Annotated in this window: 14 protein-coding genes; 9 read left to right on the plus strand and 5 right to left on the minus strand. The window is 71.7% G+C overall.

From position 1 onward, the window contains the following. Together VM685_RS03235 and VM685_RS03240 are read left to right on the plus strand one after the other, a co-directional pair. Nucleotides 1-1,593, plus strand: a complete 1,593-nt coding sequence (locus tag VM685_RS03235) for a carboxyl transferase domain-containing protein (protein ID WP_325458678.1) — start codon at nucleotides 1-3, stop codon at nucleotides 1,591-1,593. A gap of 162 nt (nucleotides 1,594-1,755) precedes the next feature. After that, nucleotides 1,756-3,651 (plus strand): acetyl/propionyl/methylcrotonyl-CoA carboxylase subunit alpha, encoded by a 1,896-nt coding sequence (locus tag VM685_RS03240; protein WP_325458679.1) that lies wholly within the window; start codon nucleotides 1,756-1,758, stop codon nucleotides 3,649-3,651. Between the two features lie 49 nt (nucleotides 3,652-3,700). Here VM685_RS03240 and VM685_RS03245 read toward each other — a convergent pair whose 3' ends face one another. After that, on the minus strand, nucleotides 3,701-4,909 hold the full coding sequence (locus VM685_RS03245; RefSeq protein WP_325458680.1) for a CoA transferase: 1,209 nt from the start codon (nucleotides 4,907-4,909) through the stop codon (nucleotides 3,701-3,703). Then, nucleotides 4,909-5,838, minus strand: a complete 930-nt coding sequence (locus VM685_RS03250; RefSeq protein WP_325458681.1) for an aldo/keto reductase — start codon at nucleotides 5,836-5,838, stop codon at nucleotides 4,909-4,911. Before VM685_RS03250 ends, VM685_RS03245 begins: the two co-directional genes overlap by 1 nt. 178 nt (nucleotides 5,839-6,016) lie before the next feature. Here VM685_RS03250 and cpaB point away from each other — a divergent pair, with 178 nt between their 5' ends. From cpaB to VM685_RS03280, 6 genes are read left to right on the plus strand one after another with little or no spacing between them, the layout of a single operon-like run. After that, entirely contained in the window at nucleotides 6,017-6,931 is a 915-nt protein-coding gene (gene cpaB / locus VM685_RS03255; protein ID WP_325458682.1) for a Flp pilus assembly protein CpaB, read from the plus strand. 14 nt (nucleotides 6,932-6,945) lie between these two features. Beyond that, complete coding sequence (locus VM685_RS03260) at nucleotides 6,946-8,256, plus strand: type II and III secretion system protein family protein (RefSeq protein WP_325458683.1); 1,311 nt, start codon at nucleotides 6,946-6,948, stop codon at nucleotides 8,254-8,256. Nucleotide 8,257: 1 nt separating this feature from the next. Continuing rightward, nucleotides 8,258-9,463: an AAA family ATPase gene (locus VM685_RS03265; RefSeq protein WP_325458684.1), complete on the plus strand. Its 1,206-nt coding sequence runs from the start codon at nucleotides 8,258-8,260 to the stop codon at nucleotides 9,461-9,463. After that, nucleotides 9,463-10,893, plus strand: coding sequence for a CpaF family protein (locus VM685_RS03270; protein ID WP_325458685.1), 1,431 nt, complete (start codon nucleotides 9,463-9,465; stop codon nucleotides 10,891-10,893). The genes VM685_RS03265 and VM685_RS03270 overlap by 1 nt, the downstream gene beginning before the upstream one ends. Before the next feature lie 10 nt (nucleotides 10,894-10,903). Then, nucleotides 10,904-11,860 (plus strand): type II secretion system F family protein, encoded by a 957-nt coding sequence (locus VM685_RS03275; protein ID WP_325458686.1) that lies wholly within the window; start codon nucleotides 10,904-10,906, stop codon nucleotides 11,858-11,860. A 4-nt stretch (nucleotides 11,861-11,864) separates the two neighbouring features. Next, a complete protein-coding gene (locus VM685_RS03280; RefSeq protein ID WP_325458687.1) occupies nucleotides 11,865-12,821 on the plus strand; it encodes a type II secretion system F family protein in 957 nt (318 codons plus the stop codon). Between the two features lie 178 nt (nucleotides 12,822-12,999). On the opposite strand, the gene VM685_RS03285 is transcribed toward VM685_RS03280, so the two are convergent. Further along, nucleotides 13,000-13,458, minus strand: a complete 459-nt coding sequence (locus tag VM685_RS03285; protein WP_325458688.1) for a cupin domain-containing protein — start codon at nucleotides 13,456-13,458, stop codon at nucleotides 13,000-13,002. Nucleotides 13,459-13,631: 173 nt separating this feature from the next. Between VM685_RS03285 and dapE the strand changes: the two genes are divergently transcribed. Beyond that, nucleotides 13,632-14,777 carry a succinyl-diaminopimelate desuccinylase gene (gene dapE, locus VM685_RS03290; protein WP_325458689.1) on the plus strand — a complete coding sequence of 382 codons (1,146 nt, stop codon included), beginning with the start codon at nucleotides 13,632-13,634 and terminating at the stop codon, nucleotides 14,775-14,777. Nucleotides 14,778-14,796: 19 nt separating this feature from the next. Here dapE and truA read toward each other — a convergent pair whose 3' ends face one another. Beyond that, nucleotides 14,797-15,534 (minus strand): tRNA pseudouridine(38-40) synthase TruA, encoded by a 738-nt coding sequence (truA, locus tag VM685_RS03295; protein WP_325458690.1) that lies wholly within the window; start codon nucleotides 15,532-15,534, stop codon nucleotides 14,797-14,799. Next, entirely contained in the window at nucleotides 15,534-16,460 is a 927-nt protein-coding gene (gene fmt, locus VM685_RS03300) for a methionyl-tRNA formyltransferase (protein WP_325458691.1), read from the minus strand. Before fmt ends, truA begins: the two co-directional genes overlap by 1 nt. Nucleotides 16,461-16,540 lie beyond the last annotated feature (80 nt).

A 16,540-nucleotide genomic window follows, 5' to 3' on the forward strand; every position in this document is an offset into this window, starting at 1 on the left:
ATGAGGAAGCTTCAGACCGCCGTCGATCCGGCCTCGGACGCCTTCGCCGCCAACGCCCGGGTGAACCGCGCGCTCGCCGAACAGCTGCGCCAGAGGGCCGGCCAGGCCGCGCTCGGAGGGCCCGAGGCCAGCCGCCAGCGCCACGAGAGCCGGGGCAAGCTCCTGCCGCGCGACCGGGTCATGCGCCTGCTCGATCCAGGCTCGCCGTTCCTGGAGGTGGGCCAGCTCGCCGCCTTCGGGCTCTACGGCGACGAGGCCCCGGCCGCCGGCGTGATCACCGGCGTCGGCCGCGTGTCCGGCCGCGAGGTGATGATCGTCGCCAACGACGCCACGGTGAAGGGCGGCGCCTACTTCCCGATGACGGTGAAGAAGCACCTGCGGGCCCAGGAGATCGCCCTGCAGAACCGCCTGCCCTGCGTCTACCTGGTGGATAGCGGCGGCGCGAACCTGCCCCACCAGGCGGAGGTCTTCCCCGACCGCGACCATTTCGGCCGCATCTTCTTCAACCAGGCCCGGATGAGCGCCGAGGGCATCGCCCAGATCGCCTGCGTCATGGGCTCCTGCACGGCCGGCGGCGCCTATGTCCCGGCGATGAGCGACGAGACGGTGATCGTCCGCAACCAGGGCACCATCTTCCTGGGCGGTCCGCCGCTGGTGAAGGCCGCCACCGGGGAGGTGATCACCGCGGAAGAGCTCGGCGGCGCCGACACCCACGGCCGCCGCTCCGGTGTGGTCGACCACGTGGCCAACGACGACGAGCACGCCCTGGCGATCGTCCGCTCGATCGTCGCCAACCTGAACACCACCAAGACCGTCGATCTCCACCTGGAGGAGGCGCGGCCCCCGGCTTACGACCCGGAGGAGCTCTACGGCATCGTCCCCACCGACGTGCGCGCGCCCTACGACGTGCACGAGGTGATCGCCCGCATCGTCGACGGCAGCCATTTCGACGAGTTCAAGCCGCTCTACGGCACGACCCTGGTCACCGGCTTCGCGCGCATCTGGGGCTATCCGGTGGCGATCCTCGCCAACAACGGCGTGCTGTTCTCCGAGAGCGCCCTGAAGGGCGCCCACTTCATCGAGCTCGCCTGCAAGCGGCGCATCCCGCTGGTCTTCCTGCAGAACATCTCCGGCTTCATGGTCGGCGGGAAATACGAGGCCGGCGGCATCGCCAAGGACGGCGCCAAGCTGGTCACCGCGGTCGCGAGCGCCGAGGTGCCGAAGTTCACCGTCCTGATCGGCGGCTCCTTCGGGGCGGGCAACTACGGCATGTGCGGCCGGGCCTACTCCCCGCGCTTCCTGTGGACCTGGCCCAACAGCCGAATTTCGGTGATGGGCGGCGAGCAGGCCGCCTCGGTCCTGGCCACGGTGCACCGCGACGCCGACAAGTGGAGCCCCGAGGAGGAAGAGGCGTTCAAGGCGCCCGTCCGCCAGAAGTACGAGGACGAGGGCAGCCCCTACTTCGCGACCGCCCGCCTGTGGGACGACGGCATCATCGACCCGGTGCAGACCCGCGACGTCCTCGGCCTCTCGATCTCGGCCGCCCTCAACGCCCCCGTGCCCGAGACGCGCTTCGGCGTGTTCCGGATGTGAGGCGGCAATGAGCAGCGCAGTGACGCGGCGAAGCCGCAAGGATTCAACCACGGAACACACGGAATACACGGAAGAGGTTCGGACCGGGCTCGGGGCCATTCCGTGTATGTCCGTGTATTCCGTGGTTCATCTTGTTGCGCCTGCGGCGCGCGGAGCGATCCGATGATCACCTCCATACTCGTCGCGAACCGGGGCGAGATCGCCCGCCGCGTCTTCGCCACCGCCCGCCGGCTGGGGATCGCCACCGTGGCGGTCTATTCCGAGGCCGACGCCGACGCGCCGCACGTGCGCGACGCCGACCGCGCCGTGCTGATCGGCCCGGCCGTGGCGCGCGAGAGCTATCTGGTCGGCGAGCGGATCATCGCCGCGGCCATCGAGACCGGCGCCGACGCCATCCACCCGGGCTACGGCTTCCTGTCCGAGAACGCCGACTTCGCCGAGGCGGTGATGGCCGCCGGCCTCGTCTGGATCGGCCCGCCGCCGGCCGCCATCCGCGCCATGGGCCTGAAGGACGCCGCCAAGGCGTTGATGCAGCAGGCCGGCGTACCGGTGACGCCCGGCTACCTGGGCGAGGACCAGGATCCGCAGACGCTGGCCCGCGAGGCTGAGCGCATCGGCTATCCGGTGCTGATCAAGGCCGTGGCCGGCGGCGGCGGCAAGGGCATGCGCCGCGTCGAGGGCCCGGGCGACTTCGACGCCGCGCTCACCTCCGCCAAGCGCGAGGCCAAGGCCAGCTTCGGCGACGACCGGGTGCTGCTCGAGACCTATGTCACCCGCCCGCGCCACATCGAGGTGCAGGTGTTCGGCGACGCCCACGGCAATGTGGTCCACCTGTTCGAGCGCGACTGCTCCCTCCAGCGCCGCCACCAGAAGGTCATCGAGGAGGCCCCGGCTCCCGGCATGACCGACGAGGCCCGCGCCGCCGTCACCGCCGCCGCCGTCCGCGCCGCCCAGGCGGTGGGCTACGTGGGCGCCGGCACCGTGGAGTTCATCGCCGACGCCTCCCAGGGCCTCCGCCCGGACCGCATCTGGTTCATGGAGATGAACACCCGCCTGCAGGTGGAGCATCCGGTCACCGAGATGGTCACCGGCCTGGACCTCGTGGAGTGGCAGATCCGCGTCGCCGCCGGCCAGCCCCTGCCGATGCGCCAGGACGAGATCACCCTCTCGGGCCACGCCGTGGAGGCGCGCCTCTACGCCGAGAACCCGGCCGCGGGCTTCCTGCCGTCGACCGGCGACCTCGACCACTTCCGCCTGCCGCCCGGCGTCCGCGCCGACGCGGGCGTGGAGGCCGGCGGGCGGATCACTCCCTTCTACGACCCGATGATCGCCAAGCTGATCGCCCACGGCCCGACCCGCGAGCAGGCGCTCGCCGAGCTCGCCGCGGCCTGCGACTGCGTCGAGGTCTGGCCGGTGAAGACCAACGCCGGCTTCCTCGCCCGCTGCCTGGAGGCCCCCGGCTTCATCGCCGGCGACGTGGACACCGGCTTCATCGACCGCAACCTCGCCGAGCTGACCGAGGCGGCCGAGCCGTCCGTCGCCGCGCTCGCCGCCGCCGCCGCGGCCGCCATGATCGCCGAGGAGAGCGGGCTCTCGGAGGAGGCGCCCTCGCCCTGGCGCGAGCTCGCCGGCTTCCGCCTGAACGCCGAGCCCGAGACCGCCGTGCGCCTGTTCCTTGACGGCCGGCCGGTCATGGCCGCGCCCTCCGCGACCGCCACCGAGCCACGCTCGGTCCTGCTGGACGAGGACGGCCACATCGTCGTCTTCGAACACGGCGAGGCCTTCGCCTTCGCCTCCCATCCGCCCAGCGCCGACGCGGCCGAGGGCGGGGCCGGCGACGGCCAGGTCCGCTCGCCCATGCCCGGCAAGGTGACCCAGGTCTCGGTGAAGCCCGGCGAGACGGTCGCCAAGGGCCAGCCGCTTCTGACCCTCGAGGCCATGAAGATGGAGCACGCGCTCACCGCCCCCTTCGACGGCAAGGTCGAGAGCATCGCCTTCGCCGTCGGCGCCCAGGTCACGGAAGGCGCGGTGCTGGCGGTGCTGACGGCGGCCGAGTAGGGCTCCGGACTCCCTTCTCCCCCTTGCCGGGAGAAGGATCAGGCGTAGCTCAGGCCACCACGCCCTGATCGTGCAGCCGCCCGATCTCCGCCGACGGCAGCCCGAGGACCTGCGCCAGCACCTCGTCGGTGTGCTGGCCGAGCCGCGGCGCCGGCTGCACGGGGAGCCGGGCGTCCTGCGGGATGGTGCCCATGGCCCCGGGCGCCGGATAGCTGAGCCCGCTCGGGTGGCGGACGGTCTCGAACAGCGGGTTGTCCTTGAACAGCCGCCGGTCCTCCAGCGCCGCCTCCAGGGTCTGGTAGGCGCCCCAGGTGACGCCGCCGGCATCGAAGGCCGGCGTCAGCTCGGCGGCCGTCTTCGCCGCGAAGGCCCGCTCGAACAGCGGATAGAGCCTGGCCCGATGCGTGAACCTCAGCCCCTCGTCGGTCGCGAAGGAGACGCTCAGCTCAGCCTCCACCGCGGCCACCTCCGCGGCGATCCCCAGCGCCTCCAGCGCCTTCGACCACTGCTTGGGCGTGATCGCCAGCAGCATCAGCTTCTGGCCGTCCTTGGTCGTGAAGTCGCGGCCGAAGGCGCCGAAGATGTCGTTGCCCATCCGGAGCCGCTGATGGCCCGCCAGCATGGTCTCGGCGGTGAAGCCCAGGTTGGCCATGGTCGCCGCCCCGATGTCTGACAGCGGCGCGCGGATCTCCCGCCCGCCCTGGCCGCGCATCCGCGCCAGCAGGGCCGAGACGAGGGCAAACGCGCAGTAGGCGCCGGTGAGCAGGTCCCAGGCCGCCAGCACATGGTTCACCGGCCGCTCGTCGTCCGCCGGGCCCGTCATGAGGGGCAGGCCGAGCGCGGCATTGATCGTGTAGTCCATCCCCTGGGCGCCGTCCGCCCAGCCCATCACCCGCACGCAGATCAGGTCGTCGCGCAGCGCCTTCAGCTTCTCGTAGGCGAGGAAGCCGTCCACCGGGAAGTTGGTGACGAAGAGGCCGCCGTCCTCGCCGGGCGCGGCGGCCAGCGCCTGGGCGATCTCCCGGCCCTCGGGGCGCGTCAGGTCCAGGGCGACCGACTTCTTGCCCTTGTTCAGCCCCTCCCAGTAGAGGCTCTCCCCGTTCGGCGCGAGCGGCCAGCGGCGGAAGTCCGGCCCACCGCCGACGTTGTCGAAGCGGATCACCTCGGCGCCCATCTGGGCCAGGTAGAGCCCGCAGGTCGGCGCCGCCACGAACGCCGCCCCCTCGATCACGCGCAGGCCTTTCAGAAGGTCGTACATCAGGCCGCGAGCCCGGTGACCTCGGCCACCTCCTCGGGCGTCAGCCGCCAGGCCGCCGTGGCCGCGTTGGCCTTCACCTGCTCGGGGCTGGTGGCCCCGGCGATCACCGAGGAGACCACCGGCTGTCCGAGCAGCCAGGCGAAGGCCAGCTCCAGGATGGTGTGGCCGCGCTGTTCGGCCCAGGCGGTCAGCCGCTCCACCCGGTCGAAGTTGGCGTCGTTCATCGCCTGCTGGCCGCGCTGCCCCCAGGCCGCCAGCCTTGTGCCCTCCGGCGGCGGCTCGCCGCGACGGTACTTGCCGGTGAGCAGCCCCGAGGCCAGCGGGAAGAACGGCAGGAAGCCCAGGCCGAAGTGCTCGCAAGCCGGCAGCACCTCGAAGGCCGACTTCCGCTCCAGCAGGGAATAGAGGTTCTGGGCCGAGACGAACCGCGCCTGGCCGGCCGCCGTCCAGTCGGCGTCGGCGATCTGCCAGCCTGCGAAGTTCGAGTTGCCGATGTAGCGGACCTTGCCCTGGGTCACGAGGTCGTCGAGCGCCCGCAGCGTCTCGTCGACCGGCGTCTCCGGGTCCGGCGCATGGAACTGGTAGAGGTCGATCCAGTCGGTCCCCAGCCGGGTCAGGCTGTCCTCCACCGCCTGCATGATCCAGCGCCGCGAGCCGCCCTTCTTCCGCTCGTCGCCGCCCACCGCCATCCCGAACTTGGTGGCCAGCACGATGTCCCTGCGTCTCTTGCCCAGCGCCTTGCCGAGGAATTCCTCGGACTTCGTCCCACCGTAGATGTCCGCGGTGTCGAAGAAGGTGATGCCGGCCTCGATCGCGGCGTCGACCACGGCCTGGGTCTGGGCCTGGTCGATACGCATGCCGAAGTTGTTGCAGCCGAGGCCCACCTCGCTGACCTTCAGCCCCGAATTCCCGAGCCTGCGATGCTGCATCGTCCCCTCCTCGTCTGGCGGCGGGGGAGCCTAGCCGACTGCGCGGCCGCCGCCAGGGGGCCGCAGCGTCAACCCTTCAGAATGCTTGCTGCGCCGTTCACCAGGTTTGTTGGGGATATCGCAAGGGGACGCTCGCTAACCTTACGATCCTAAAAAGGAATTTGGTGGGGCGGACGGAATGCGCGTCGTCACGATCGTCAGTCTGGGGGCTTCGGCCGCGCTCGGCCTCGCGGCCCTCGTGGTCGCCAAGACCGTGCTGCCCAACGCAGCCGCGGCCAAGGATGCGCCCGCCGTGGTGCAGCCGGTCGCCGGCGTCCCGGTGGTGGTGGCGTCGAAGCCGCTGAGATTCGGCGACAAGCTGGACACCAGCGCGCTCACCGTCATCAACCTGCCCAAGGACGCCGTCCCGCAGGGCGCCTATTCCAACGTCGCCGCGGTGCTCGCCGCCGACAACGGCGGCGCCCCCGTGGTCCTCGTCCCGATCGCCGCGCGCGAGCCGATGCTCGCCGCCAAGCTCTCCGGCCCCGGGGCCCGGCCCTCGGTCGCCGCCGAGATCGCTGAGGGCATGCGCGCCTACACCATCAAGGTGGACGACGTCACCGGCGTCGGCGGCCACGCCCTGCCGGGCGACCGGGTCGACGTCGTGCTGATGCGCGACCTCACCCCCAACGGCGAGACCCGCAACCTGATCTCCGAGGTGGTGCTGCAGAACGTCCGCGTGCTGGCCGTCGACCTGAACCTCAACACCGTCGAGGCCAAGCCCACCACCCCGAACACCGCCACCCTCGAGGTTTCCGTGCCCGACAGCCAGAAGCTCGCCGTCGCTGGCGATCTCGGCAAGCTGTCGCTGGCGCTGCGCCGCACGGGTTCCGCGGAGCTGGCAGAAACCGCCCCGGTCCGGGTGGGCGGCGGCCGCCCCGCCGTCGTGCAGCGGGCCGTGGTCCGCCGCGCTCCGTCCTCCGGGCCGGCCGCGCCGCGCCTGATCCAGATCGTGGAGGGCGACGGCCGCGGCGGATCCAGCCGCACGCGTCCCACCCCCGCGCCGGCCCCGGCCGCGCCGGCTCCCGCCGCGCCCGCGCCGACCGCCGACTGAGAGTGAGTACCCCCATGTCCCGCACGCTCGCCGGCGCCTTCGCCGCCACGCTCGCCCTGCTGGCCGCCGCCCCCGCCGCCGCCGACGTCTTCCCGTCGGAGTCGGCGCCGAGCCGCGTCATCCACGTCCCGCGCGACAAGTCGCTGTCGTTCCGCCTGGACGCGCCGGCCTCGAAGATCGTGGTGGCCCAGCCGGACACCGCCGAGATCGTCGCCACCACCGACCACAGCTTCTACGTCCGCGGCCGCGAGTACGGCTCGACCAACCTCCTGGTCTACGGCCCCGGCGGCCGGCTGAAGGAGGTCATCGACGTCCGCGTGGGCTACGACGCCGCCGCGCTGGAAGACGACCTGCGCCGCGCCCTCCCGGGCGAGGACGTCCGCGTCCAGACGCTGGGCGAGGGCCTGCTGCTCACCGGCCTGGTCTCCACGCCCTCCGTGGCCGCCCGGGCCAAGACGCTGGCCGACCGCTATGCGCCGGACGCCGTCACCTCCACCCTCACCGTCCAGGCCGCCCAGCAGGTGGTCCTGGAGGTGCGCGTGCTGGAGGCCACCCGCTCGGCCCTGCAGGACTTCGGCCTCTCCGGCCTGATCCGCGGCAACGACTTCACCTTCGGCTATGGCAACGGCGTGCTGGGCAACAGCGCCCCCAACGGGGTGCTGCAGATCTCCGGCCGCTCGGGCTCGGTGAGCTTCGACCTTGAGCTGCAGGCGCTGGAGGAGAAGGGCGTCATCCGCACGCTGGCCCGGCCCAACCTGGTCGCTGTCTCTGGCGAGAAGGCCAGCTTCCTGGCCGGCGGCGAGTTCCCCTATCCGGTGCCGCAGGACCTCGACAAGATCACGCTCGAGTTCCGCACCTACGGCGTGAAGCTCGACTTCCAGCCCTTCGTCCAGGACAACGGCCTGATCAAGCTGGTCGTCGCCCCCGAGGTCAGCCAGCTCGACCCGGCCAACGCCCTGCGCGTCAACGGTATCAGCGTGCCCGGCCTGATCACCCGGCGCACCTCCACCACCGTGGAGTTGAAGAGCGGCGACTCCTTCGCGGTCGCGGGGCTGCTGCAGAACGACTACCAGAACATGATCCGCCAGTTCCCGGTGCTGGGCGACATCCCGGTGCTCTCGGCCCTGTTCCGCTCCAGCCGCTGGAAGCGCAACGAGACCGAGCTGGTCATCGTGGTCACCCCGAGGCTCGCCACCGCCACCGACGTGACGGCCGGCCATGCAGCCACCGTGGGCGGGTCCGATCCCAGCTCCATCGACCTGATCCTGATGGGGAAGGCGCTCGACAAGCCGCTGACGCGCAACCCGGCGCGGAAAGGCAAGTGAGATGCTGAAGCCCAAGTCCAAGACCAGCGCCATGAGTGCTCCGACGACCGGCCGCCGCGTGCTCGCGCTCGGCGACTCGCTCGCCCCCCTCGCCCAGGGGCCGCTCGCCGGCTTCGCCTGGGAGGAGGCCGGCCTCGACCGCCTGGCCGGCGCCCGCTCCACCTCCTGCGACCTCGTGCTGGTCGACGCCGACGCCTGGGAGGCGCCGGCGCTCGCCCAGGCCCTGCAAACGCTATCGGCGTCCCCGGCCGCGCCCGCCGTCCTGCTGGTCGGCGAGCGCCTGCCCACCACCGTGGTCCGCAACCTGCTCCGCCTGGAGCGCTCCGACGTGCTCGAGGCGCCCTTCACGCCCGACCAGGTGGCCCAGGCCGTCGCCGGCCTGATGGCCGCCGGCGCGCCGGCCCAGGCGAACACGCCCTCGGCCGCGTCCTCGCGCTGCTGGGCGATCACCGGCGCCGTGGGCGGCTCGGGCGCCACGACGCTCGCCGTCGAGACCGCCACCGCGCTCGCCGCCCGGGCGGGCAAGGACAAGAGCGTTTGCCTGATCGACCTCAACCTCGCCGACGGCGCGGCCGCCGCCTACCTGGGCGCCCAGCCGGCCATGCGGCTCGCGGACTTCGGCCCGGCCGCCGACCGCATCGACGCGGCCATGCTGCAGGCCTTCGTCACCCCGGTGACCAAGGAGCTCGACTTGCTGGCCGGCGTGCGCGAGCCCAACGCCTTCGACGCCATCAGCCGCGAGGCGGTGCTGCGTATCCTGGAGGTCGCCTGCGAGTGCTACGAGTGGGTGATCCTCGACATCCCCCGCCACCGTCGCGCCTGGACGCTCGAGGCCCTCTCCGGCTGCGATGAGATCCTGGTGGTGTCCGAGCTCACCGTGCCGGCCCTGCTGGCCGCCCGTTCGCTGGCCGACGAGATCGAGGAGGCGCTGGGTCCCGCGTCCAAGCCGCGCATCGTGCTCAACCGCCTGGCCAGCCGCATGTTCGGCCCCGCGCCCTCCATGTCCGAGGCGGAGCGCGCGCTCGGCCGCAAGGCCGACGCCGGCATCAGCTCCGACTGGGAGGCCGCCGCGGCCTCCGCCAACCTCGGCGGACCGATCGCGCAGCACCGGCCCAAGTCCAAGATCGTCAAGGACGTCCAGACCCTCGTCGAGCGCCTGGCGGCGGAGCCCGCCCGCAAGGAAGCCCCCGGCAGGAAGGCCGCCTGATGGGCCGCTTCAGCCTCGCCCGCGCGCCCGCCGCCAAGCCTGAACCGGAAGCGGCGCCCGTCGCCGCCGCCCCGGCCCCTGCGCCGAAGTCGGCCGCCGAGCCCCAGCCGGCCAAGGCCAAGCCCGCAGCCAGCTCGGTCCTGCCGGCCCGCGACGGCCGCCTCGACATGCGGCTTCGCCTGCACGCGCGCCTGATCGACGAACTCGACCTCGCCAAGCTCGACAAGCTTTCGGAAGCCGACCTGCGCCGCGAGGTGATGAAGCTCACCGCCGACTTCGCGCGCGCCGAGCGCATGGCGCTGAACACCGCCGAGCTCGAGGAGCTGGGCGCCTCGATCTACGACGAGATGGTGGGCCTGGGCCCCATCGAGCCGCTGCTCAAGGACGAGACGATCAACGACATCCTGATCAACGGCCCGTTCCAGATCTATGTGGAGCGGCAGGGCGAGCTGGAGCTCACCCCCGTCCACTTCCGCGACAACGACCACCTGCTGCGCATCGTGAACCGCATCGTCGCCGGCGTCGGCCGCCGGATCGACGAGAGCCAGCCCATGGTCGACGCCCGCCTGGCCGACGGCAGCCGGGTGAACGCCGCCATCGCGCCGATCGCCATCGACGGCGCGGCGGTCTCGATCCGGAAGTTCTCCAAGAAGCCGCTGACGCTGGAGAAGCTGGTGGCCGTGGGCGCCATGCCGACCGCCGTCGCCGACTTCCTGCACGGGGCGGTGAAGGCGCGGGTCTCCACCGTCATCTCCGGTGGCACGGGCTCGGGGAAGACGACGCTGCTCAACGCGCTGTCGGCCGCCATCAGCGAGGGCGAGCGCCTGATCACCATCGAGGACGCCGCCGAGTTGCAGCTCCAGCAGCCGCACGTGGTGCGCATGGAGACCCGGCCGCCCAACATCGAGGGAAAGGGCGAGATCCGCCAGCGCGAGCTGGTGAAGAATGCGCTCCGGATGCGTCCCGACCGGGTGATCCTGGGCGAGGTCCGCTCCGAAGAGGCCTTCGACATGCTGCAGGCCATGAACACGGGCCACGAAGGCTCCATGGCCACCATCCACGCCAACAACCCGCGCGAGGCCATCGGCCGCCTGGAGCAGATGGTCGCCATGGGCGGCATGAACATCAGCCCGGACGCCATGCGCCAGCAGATCGCCTCGGCCATCGGCCTGATCGTCCAGGTGATGCGCCTGCCCGACGGCAAACGGAAGCTGACCTACGTCACCGAGATCGTCGGCATGGAGGGCAATGTCGTGCAGATGCAGGACATCTTCACCTTCGTGCGCACCCACACCGCGCCCGACGGCACGGTGCACGGCGAGTTCCGCGCTTCGGGCCTGCGCCCGCGCTGCCTCGACGAGATGACCCGCCGCGGCATTCCCTATGACGTCGCCAACTTCGACCCCAGCCGGGTCCTGGGCCAGGCGTGAGGGGGCCGGCATGAGCATCGCCCAGATCGCCTTCCTGATCCTCGTCTTCGCCGCGGTCTTCACCGCCGCCCAGGCGGCGATCGGCCTCCTCAGCGTGGCCACCCAGAAGCGCAAGCTGAACGCGCGCCTGAAGGTGGCCGAGAAGGTCGACGGGGTCTCCGCCCTGGTCATGGAGCTGCGCAAGCAGCGCGGCCTCAACGCCGAGGGCAAGAAGGGCGAGCGCCTGAAGTGGCTCTCGGACCTGATCGTCGCCTCAGGGGTCAAGTACGAGCCGCGCAAGTGGATCATGATGGCCGCCACGGCCGGGATCACCGCCGGCCTCTGCGTGGCGGTCCTCACCAAGACCGTGCTGCTGGCGCTGCCGGTGGCCCTGCTGGTGGGCCTCGGCGGGCCGATCTTCTACCTCAAGTACATGGCCGCCGACCGCGCCAAGAAGCTCGGCTTCCAGCTGCCCCAGGCGCTGGAGATCATCGTCCGCTCGCTGGAGGCCGGTCACCCGGTCCCCACCGCCATCGCCCTCGTCGGCCGCGAAATGCTCGATCCGATCGGCTCGGAATTCGGCATGGCCGCCGACGAGATCTCCTATGGCGCGACAATGGAGCAGGCCATCGAGCGGATGGCCGAGCGCTGCCAGCACCCGGACGTCGACCTGTTCGCCGCCACGGTGCGCCTGCAGGAGCGCGCCGGCGGCAATCTCACCGGCCTCCTCAAGCTCAACGCCAGCACCGTGCGTGAGCGCCACAAGATGCGCCTGAAGATCAAGGCCGCATCCTCGGAGGGCCGCGCCTCGGCGATGATCCTGACGCTCGCCCCGTTCATCGCCATCGGCTTCATCGTGATCACCTCGCCCAACTTCTACGGCGACGTGATCCACGAGCGGTTCGTGCAGATCGGCCTGGGGATCCTCGGCGTCTGGATGTTCATCGGCAACATGGTCATGCGGCGCATGATCGACATGCGGCTCTAGGCTCATGACCCTCCTTCAGCTTCAGAACCTCGTCTGGATCGCCGGCCTCGTCCTGGTGCTGGCCGCCATGGGCGGGGCGGCCTGGATCGCGGCCACCGAGTTCCGCCTGCGCGCCGTGCGCCGCCTGCGGATGACCCCGGCCGCGGCCGGGGGCGGACCCGCCGTCGTTCCGCCGAAGACCGCCGGCGCCATCGGCGGCCAGGTGATCGACACCGTCCGCCGGCTCGGACAGCAGAGCGCCGTGCGCGACCCGGCCAAGCTGTCCCTGCTGCGCACCCGCCTGATGCAGGCCGGCTTCTACAACCGCGAGGCGCCCGTCATCTACCTGGGCGTCAAGGCCGCGGCCCTGGTCGTCGCCACCGTCGGCGTCGTGCTCACCCTGCCGATGATCGTCGGCGGCAAGGCCGGCATGGGCGGGCTGATCGTCGCCTGCGTCCTGGCCGGCCTGGCGATCATGGGGCCCGAACAGGTCCTGAAGTCGCGCAAAGGATCGCGCGAACGCGAATACGCCGACGGCTTCCCTGACCTCCTCGACCTGCTGGTCGCCTCAGTCGAGGCGGGCCTCAGCCTCGACGCCGCGGTCACCCGGGTCACCGAGGAGCTCGCCCGGCGCTACCCGAACCTCACGATCCACCTGCGCTTCCTGGTGCTGGAGTTGCGCGCCGGCCGGGCCCGCAAGGACGCCTGGAGCGCCTTCGCTGACCGCCTGGGCATCGACGACGCCCGCTCGCTCGCCACCATGCTGCGCCAGGCGGAGGAGATGGGCACCAGCCTGGGGGAGACCCTCTCGGTGTTCTCGGCCGACATGCGCGCCAAGCGGATGCTACGGGCCGAGGAGAAGGCGCTCGCCCTCTCGGCGAAGCTCACCGTCCCGCTCATCCTGTTCATCTTCCCCTGCCTGCTGGGCGCCCTCATGCTCCCCGCCGTCGCCCGCCTGATCCACGTCTTCAGCGGCCAGTAGAAGGCGTCTGCCGAAAGGACACCCCTTCCTCCTCGATGGAGGAAGGGTAGGGATGGTGGTGAGTGCAGGGTGATGACGGGACGGGCGTCCTCGGGCGCCGGCGCCCACCCGCGCCACATGCGTCAGCTCGGCGCCCGCACCACCACCCAACCCTCCTCCATCGAGGAGGAGGGCTCCCCTAGTCCTCCGGATAGGGCGTCCCGTCGCGGTGGCAGTAGCCCTCGCGGCAGGTGACCATGTCGATGTCGGGATAGTCGCAATCGTCGGTCTCCGGCTTACGCGAGCCCACCTCCAGGTAGACGGCGTCGCGGTCGGAGCGGTTCTGCAGGTGGTGGCCGTTCGGCTCGCCCGCCTTCCACGCCGCGAAGTCGCCGGGCCGGAGCACCTGGTCGCCGTCGTCCTCGACCAGCACCACCTCGCCCTCCAGGATCCAGACGAACTCGTCCTCGGCGGTGTGCCAGTGGCGCTGGCTCGACCACTTGCCCGGCGGCAGGCGCACCAGGTTGACGCCGAAGTCCGTCAGCCCCGCCGCGTCCCCGAGCCTGCGCCAAGTCGACCCCAGGCAGATCTCCTTGAACGGATGCGGATAGCTGCACCCGGTACGCACCGCCTGCGCCGCGATGTCGATCTTCGGCATGGCTCCCTCCCCTTCAGTGTCATCCCGGTTTCGGCGCAGCCGAAGACCGGGACCCATACGCACCGTCTCACCGGGCGTGGCTCGACGGTGGATCCTTCCGAAATGAGGCGCGCATAGGTCCCGGACAAGCGCTTCGCGCTTTCCGGGATGACACATCGTGGTAAGGCGCTCGCATGATCGACGCCCTCGAGCTCACCCGCGACCTGATCCGCCGCCCCTCGGTCACCCCCGCCGACGCCGGGGCCATGGACGTCGTGCAGCAGACCCTGGAGGGCCTGGGCTTCGCCTGCCGGCGCATGCGGTTCGGCGAGATCGAGAACCTCTACGCCCGCTACGGGACCGCCCAGCCGAACCTCTGCTTCGCCGGCCACACCGACGTGGTGCCGGTGGGCGACGCCGCCGCCTGGTCCAAGGACGCCTTCGCCGCCGAGGTGGTGGACGGGGTGCTGATCGGCCGGGGCGCCGTGGACATGAAGAGCGCCATCGCCGCCTTCGCCGCCGCCGCCGCCAAGGCCATCGCGGCCGGCGAGGTCACGGGCTCGCTCTCCTTCCTGATCACCGGCGACGAGGAGGGCGTGGCCCTCGACGGCACCAAGAAGGTGGTCGAGGCCCTGATGGCCGAGGGCGAGGCCATCGACCACTGCGTGGTGGGCGAGCCCACCTCGGCCGAGTCCTTCGGCGACATGGTCAAGGTCGGCCGCCGCGGCTCGATCAACGTCGAGATCACGGTGGAGGGGGTCCAGGGCCACGTGGCCTACCCGCACCGGGCCGCCAACCCCACGCCGGTGCTGATCCGCCTGCTGGCCGCCCTGCAGGACCGGGTGCTGGATGAGGGTTATCCGGAGTTCCAGCCCTCCAACCTCGAGGTCACCTGGATCGACGTTCCCAACTCGGCGACCAACGTGATCCCTGGCGTCGCCAGAGCCCGTTTGAACATCCGCTTCAACCCCAGCCACACCGGGCAGGCGCTCGCCGACTGGATCGCCGCCGAGGCCGAGAAGGCCGCCGAAGGCTTCCGCGGCAAGGTGACCGTCACCCCGCAGATCAGCGGCGAGGCCTTCCTCACCGAACCTGGCCCGTTCACCGAGGTGGTCGCCGCCGCCGTCGAGGAGGCGTCCGGCCGCCCGCCCGAGCTCTCCACCTCCGGCGGCACCTCCGACGCCCGTTTCATCCGCGCGCTCTGCCCGGTGGTCGAGGTGGGCCTCGTCGGCCGCACCATGCACCAGGTCGACGAACGCGCCCCCGTGGAGGAAATCCGCCAGCTCCAGGCCGTCTACGAAGCCCTGATCCGGCGGTACTTCGAGCGGTTCGCCACATAATCCCGCTCACGGTGTAGGGTCAGTAGCCCACGTAGGTCAGATACAGACCATCCGCCGGCGCCACAGGCCCGCAGGCCCGCCGGTCGCGCGCCTCCAGCGCCGCCTTCAGGTCGTCCGCCGTCCAGCGGCCCAGCCCGACCTGCGCCAGGCTGCCCGTCATGGAGCGCACCTGCCGGTGCAGGAAGCTGCGCGAGGCGAACTCCAGCAGGACGTGATCCCCCTCCCGCCGCACCGCCGCGACGTCGAGCGTCTTCATCGGGCTCTTCGCCTGGCAGCCCAGGTCGCGGAAGGTGGTGAAGTCGTGGTGGCCGACCAGCACCTGGGCGGCGGCGTGCATGGCGTCCGCGTCCAGCGGCTTCTTCACGTGCCAGACCCGTCCGCGGTCCAGGGCCGGCGGGCCGATGCGGTTGAGGATCCGGTAGAGGTAGCGCCGCTCCCTGGCGGAGAACCGGGCGTGCCAGTCGCCCACCGCGACGCTCGCCTCCAGCACCGCCACCGGATCCGGGATCAGGTGGAAGTTCAGCGCATTGCGCACCGTCTCGGCCGGCCAGTCCTTCTCCAGGTCGATGTGCACCACCTGGCCGGTGGCGTGGACGCCGGTGTCGGTGCGGCCGGCCGCCTGCAGCCGCAGGGTCTCGCCGCAGAAGGCCTTCACCGCCCGCTCGATGGCCCCCTGCACCGACGGCAGGCTGGCCTGGGCCTGGAAGCCGTGGAACGGCCGGCCGTCGTACTCGATGAGGAGCCGGTAGCGGGGCATCAGCCGAGCACGGTCCCGGCCGCCACGGGCGTGCCGTTCAGGAAGACCTCGGCGTCCTGCGGCCCGCGGCCCTCGCGCTGCACGCGCAGCAGCCTGACCGCCCCCTCGCCACAGGCCACCAGCAGGCGGTCGTCCAGCACCGCGCCGGGCGCGCCGTCGGCCTCCTCGTAGGCCGAGAGCAGGGCCTTCACCCGCACCGGTCCCTTGTCGGTCGGCAGCAGGAACCAGGCGCCCGGGAAGGGCGACAGGCCGCGGATCTTGCGGTCCACCTCGGCGCCGGGCTTGCCCCAGTCGATCCGGGCTTCCTTCGGCCGGATCTTCTTGGCGTAGGTGACGCCGTCCTCGGCCTGGGGGACCGCCACGGCGGTCCCGTCCTCGATGGAGGGCAGGGTGCGCGCGATCAGCTCGGCGCCCGCCGCGGCCAGCCGGTCGTGCAGGGTGGCGGCGGTGTCCTGGGCGTCGATCCGCACCGTGGCGGTGGCCAGCACCGGACCCTCGTCCAGGCCCTCTGTCATGCGCATGACCTGCACGCCCGTCACCTTGTCGCCGGCCATGATCGCCCGCTGGATGGGGGCGGCGCCCCGCCAGCGCGGCAGCAGGGAGGCGTGCACGTTGTAGGAGCCCAGCCGCGGCGCCTCCAGCACGGCGCCCGGCAGGATCTGGCCGAAGGCCACGACCACGGCAGCGTCCAGGTCCAGCGCCCGGAAGGCCTCGATCTCGGCGGGATCGCGCATCGAGGCCGGCGTACGCACGGGGATGCCGCGCGCCTGCGCGAAGGCGTGCACCGGCGAGGGCTGCAGGGTCTGGCCCCGCCCGCGCGGCGCCGGCGGCTGGGAATAGACGCAGGCGATCTCGTGCCCGGCGTCGACCAGGGCGGCGAGGGCGGCTACGGAGAAGTCGGGCGTTCCCAGGAAGGCGAGGCGCATGGGCGGGGTTTAGCCGCCGCGGCCCTCCAAGGGAACTTAGGTCCAAGCGCGGCCGTTGCACGGCCGATCGAAGGGAGCCG

This window comes from Phenylobacterium sp., assembly GCF_035539035.1.
GTDB lineage: Bacteria > Pseudomonadota > Alphaproteobacteria > Caulobacterales > Caulobacteraceae > Phenylobacterium.

Coding starts and splice junctions, on each gene's coding strand:
- VM685_RS03235 (WP_325458678.1), top strand. CDS start 1: ATGAGGAAGCTTCAGACCGCCGTCGATCCGGCCTCGGACGCCTTCGCC.
- VM685_RS03240 (WP_325458679.1), top strand. CDS start 1,756: ATGATCACCTCCATACTCGTCGCGAACCGGGGCGAGATCGCCCGCCGC.
- VM685_RS03245 (WP_325458680.1), bottom strand. CDS start 4,909: ATGTACGACCTTCTGAAAGGCCTGCGCGTGATCGAGGGGGCGGCGTTC.
- VM685_RS03250 (WP_325458681.1), bottom strand. CDS start 5,838: ATGCAGCATCGCAGGCTCGGGAATTCGGGGCTGAAGGTCAGCGAGGTG.
- cpaB (WP_325458682.1), top strand. CDS start 6,017: ATGCGCGTCGTCACGATCGTCAGTCTGGGGGCTTCGGCCGCGCTCGGC.
- VM685_RS03260 (WP_325458683.1), top strand. CDS start 6,946: ATGTCCCGCACGCTCGCCGGCGCCTTCGCCGCCACGCTCGCCCTGCTG.
- VM685_RS03265 (WP_325458684.1), top strand. CDS start 8,258: ATGCTGAAGCCCAAGTCCAAGACCAGCGCCATGAGTGCTCCGACGACC.
- VM685_RS03270 (WP_325458685.1), top strand. CDS start 9,463: ATGGGCCGCTTCAGCCTCGCCCGCGCGCCCGCCGCCAAGCCTGAACCG.
- VM685_RS03275 (WP_325458686.1), top strand. CDS start 10,904: ATGAGCATCGCCCAGATCGCCTTCCTGATCCTCGTCTTCGCCGCGGTC.
- VM685_RS03280 (WP_325458687.1), top strand. CDS start 11,865: ATGACCCTCCTTCAGCTTCAGAACCTCGTCTGGATCGCCGGCCTCGTC.
- VM685_RS03285 (WP_325458688.1), bottom strand. CDS start 13,458: ATGCCGAAGATCGACATCGCGGCGCAGGCGGTGCGTACCGGGTGCAGC.
- dapE (WP_325458689.1), top strand. CDS start 13,632: ATGATCGACGCCCTCGAGCTCACCCGCGACCTGATCCGCCGCCCCTCG.
- truA (WP_325458690.1), bottom strand. CDS start 15,534: ATGCCCCGCTACCGGCTCCTCATCGAGTACGACGGCCGGCCGTTCCAC.
- fmt (WP_325458691.1), bottom strand. CDS start 16,460: ATGCGCCTCGCCTTCCTGGGAACGCCCGACTTCTCCGTAGCCGCCCTC.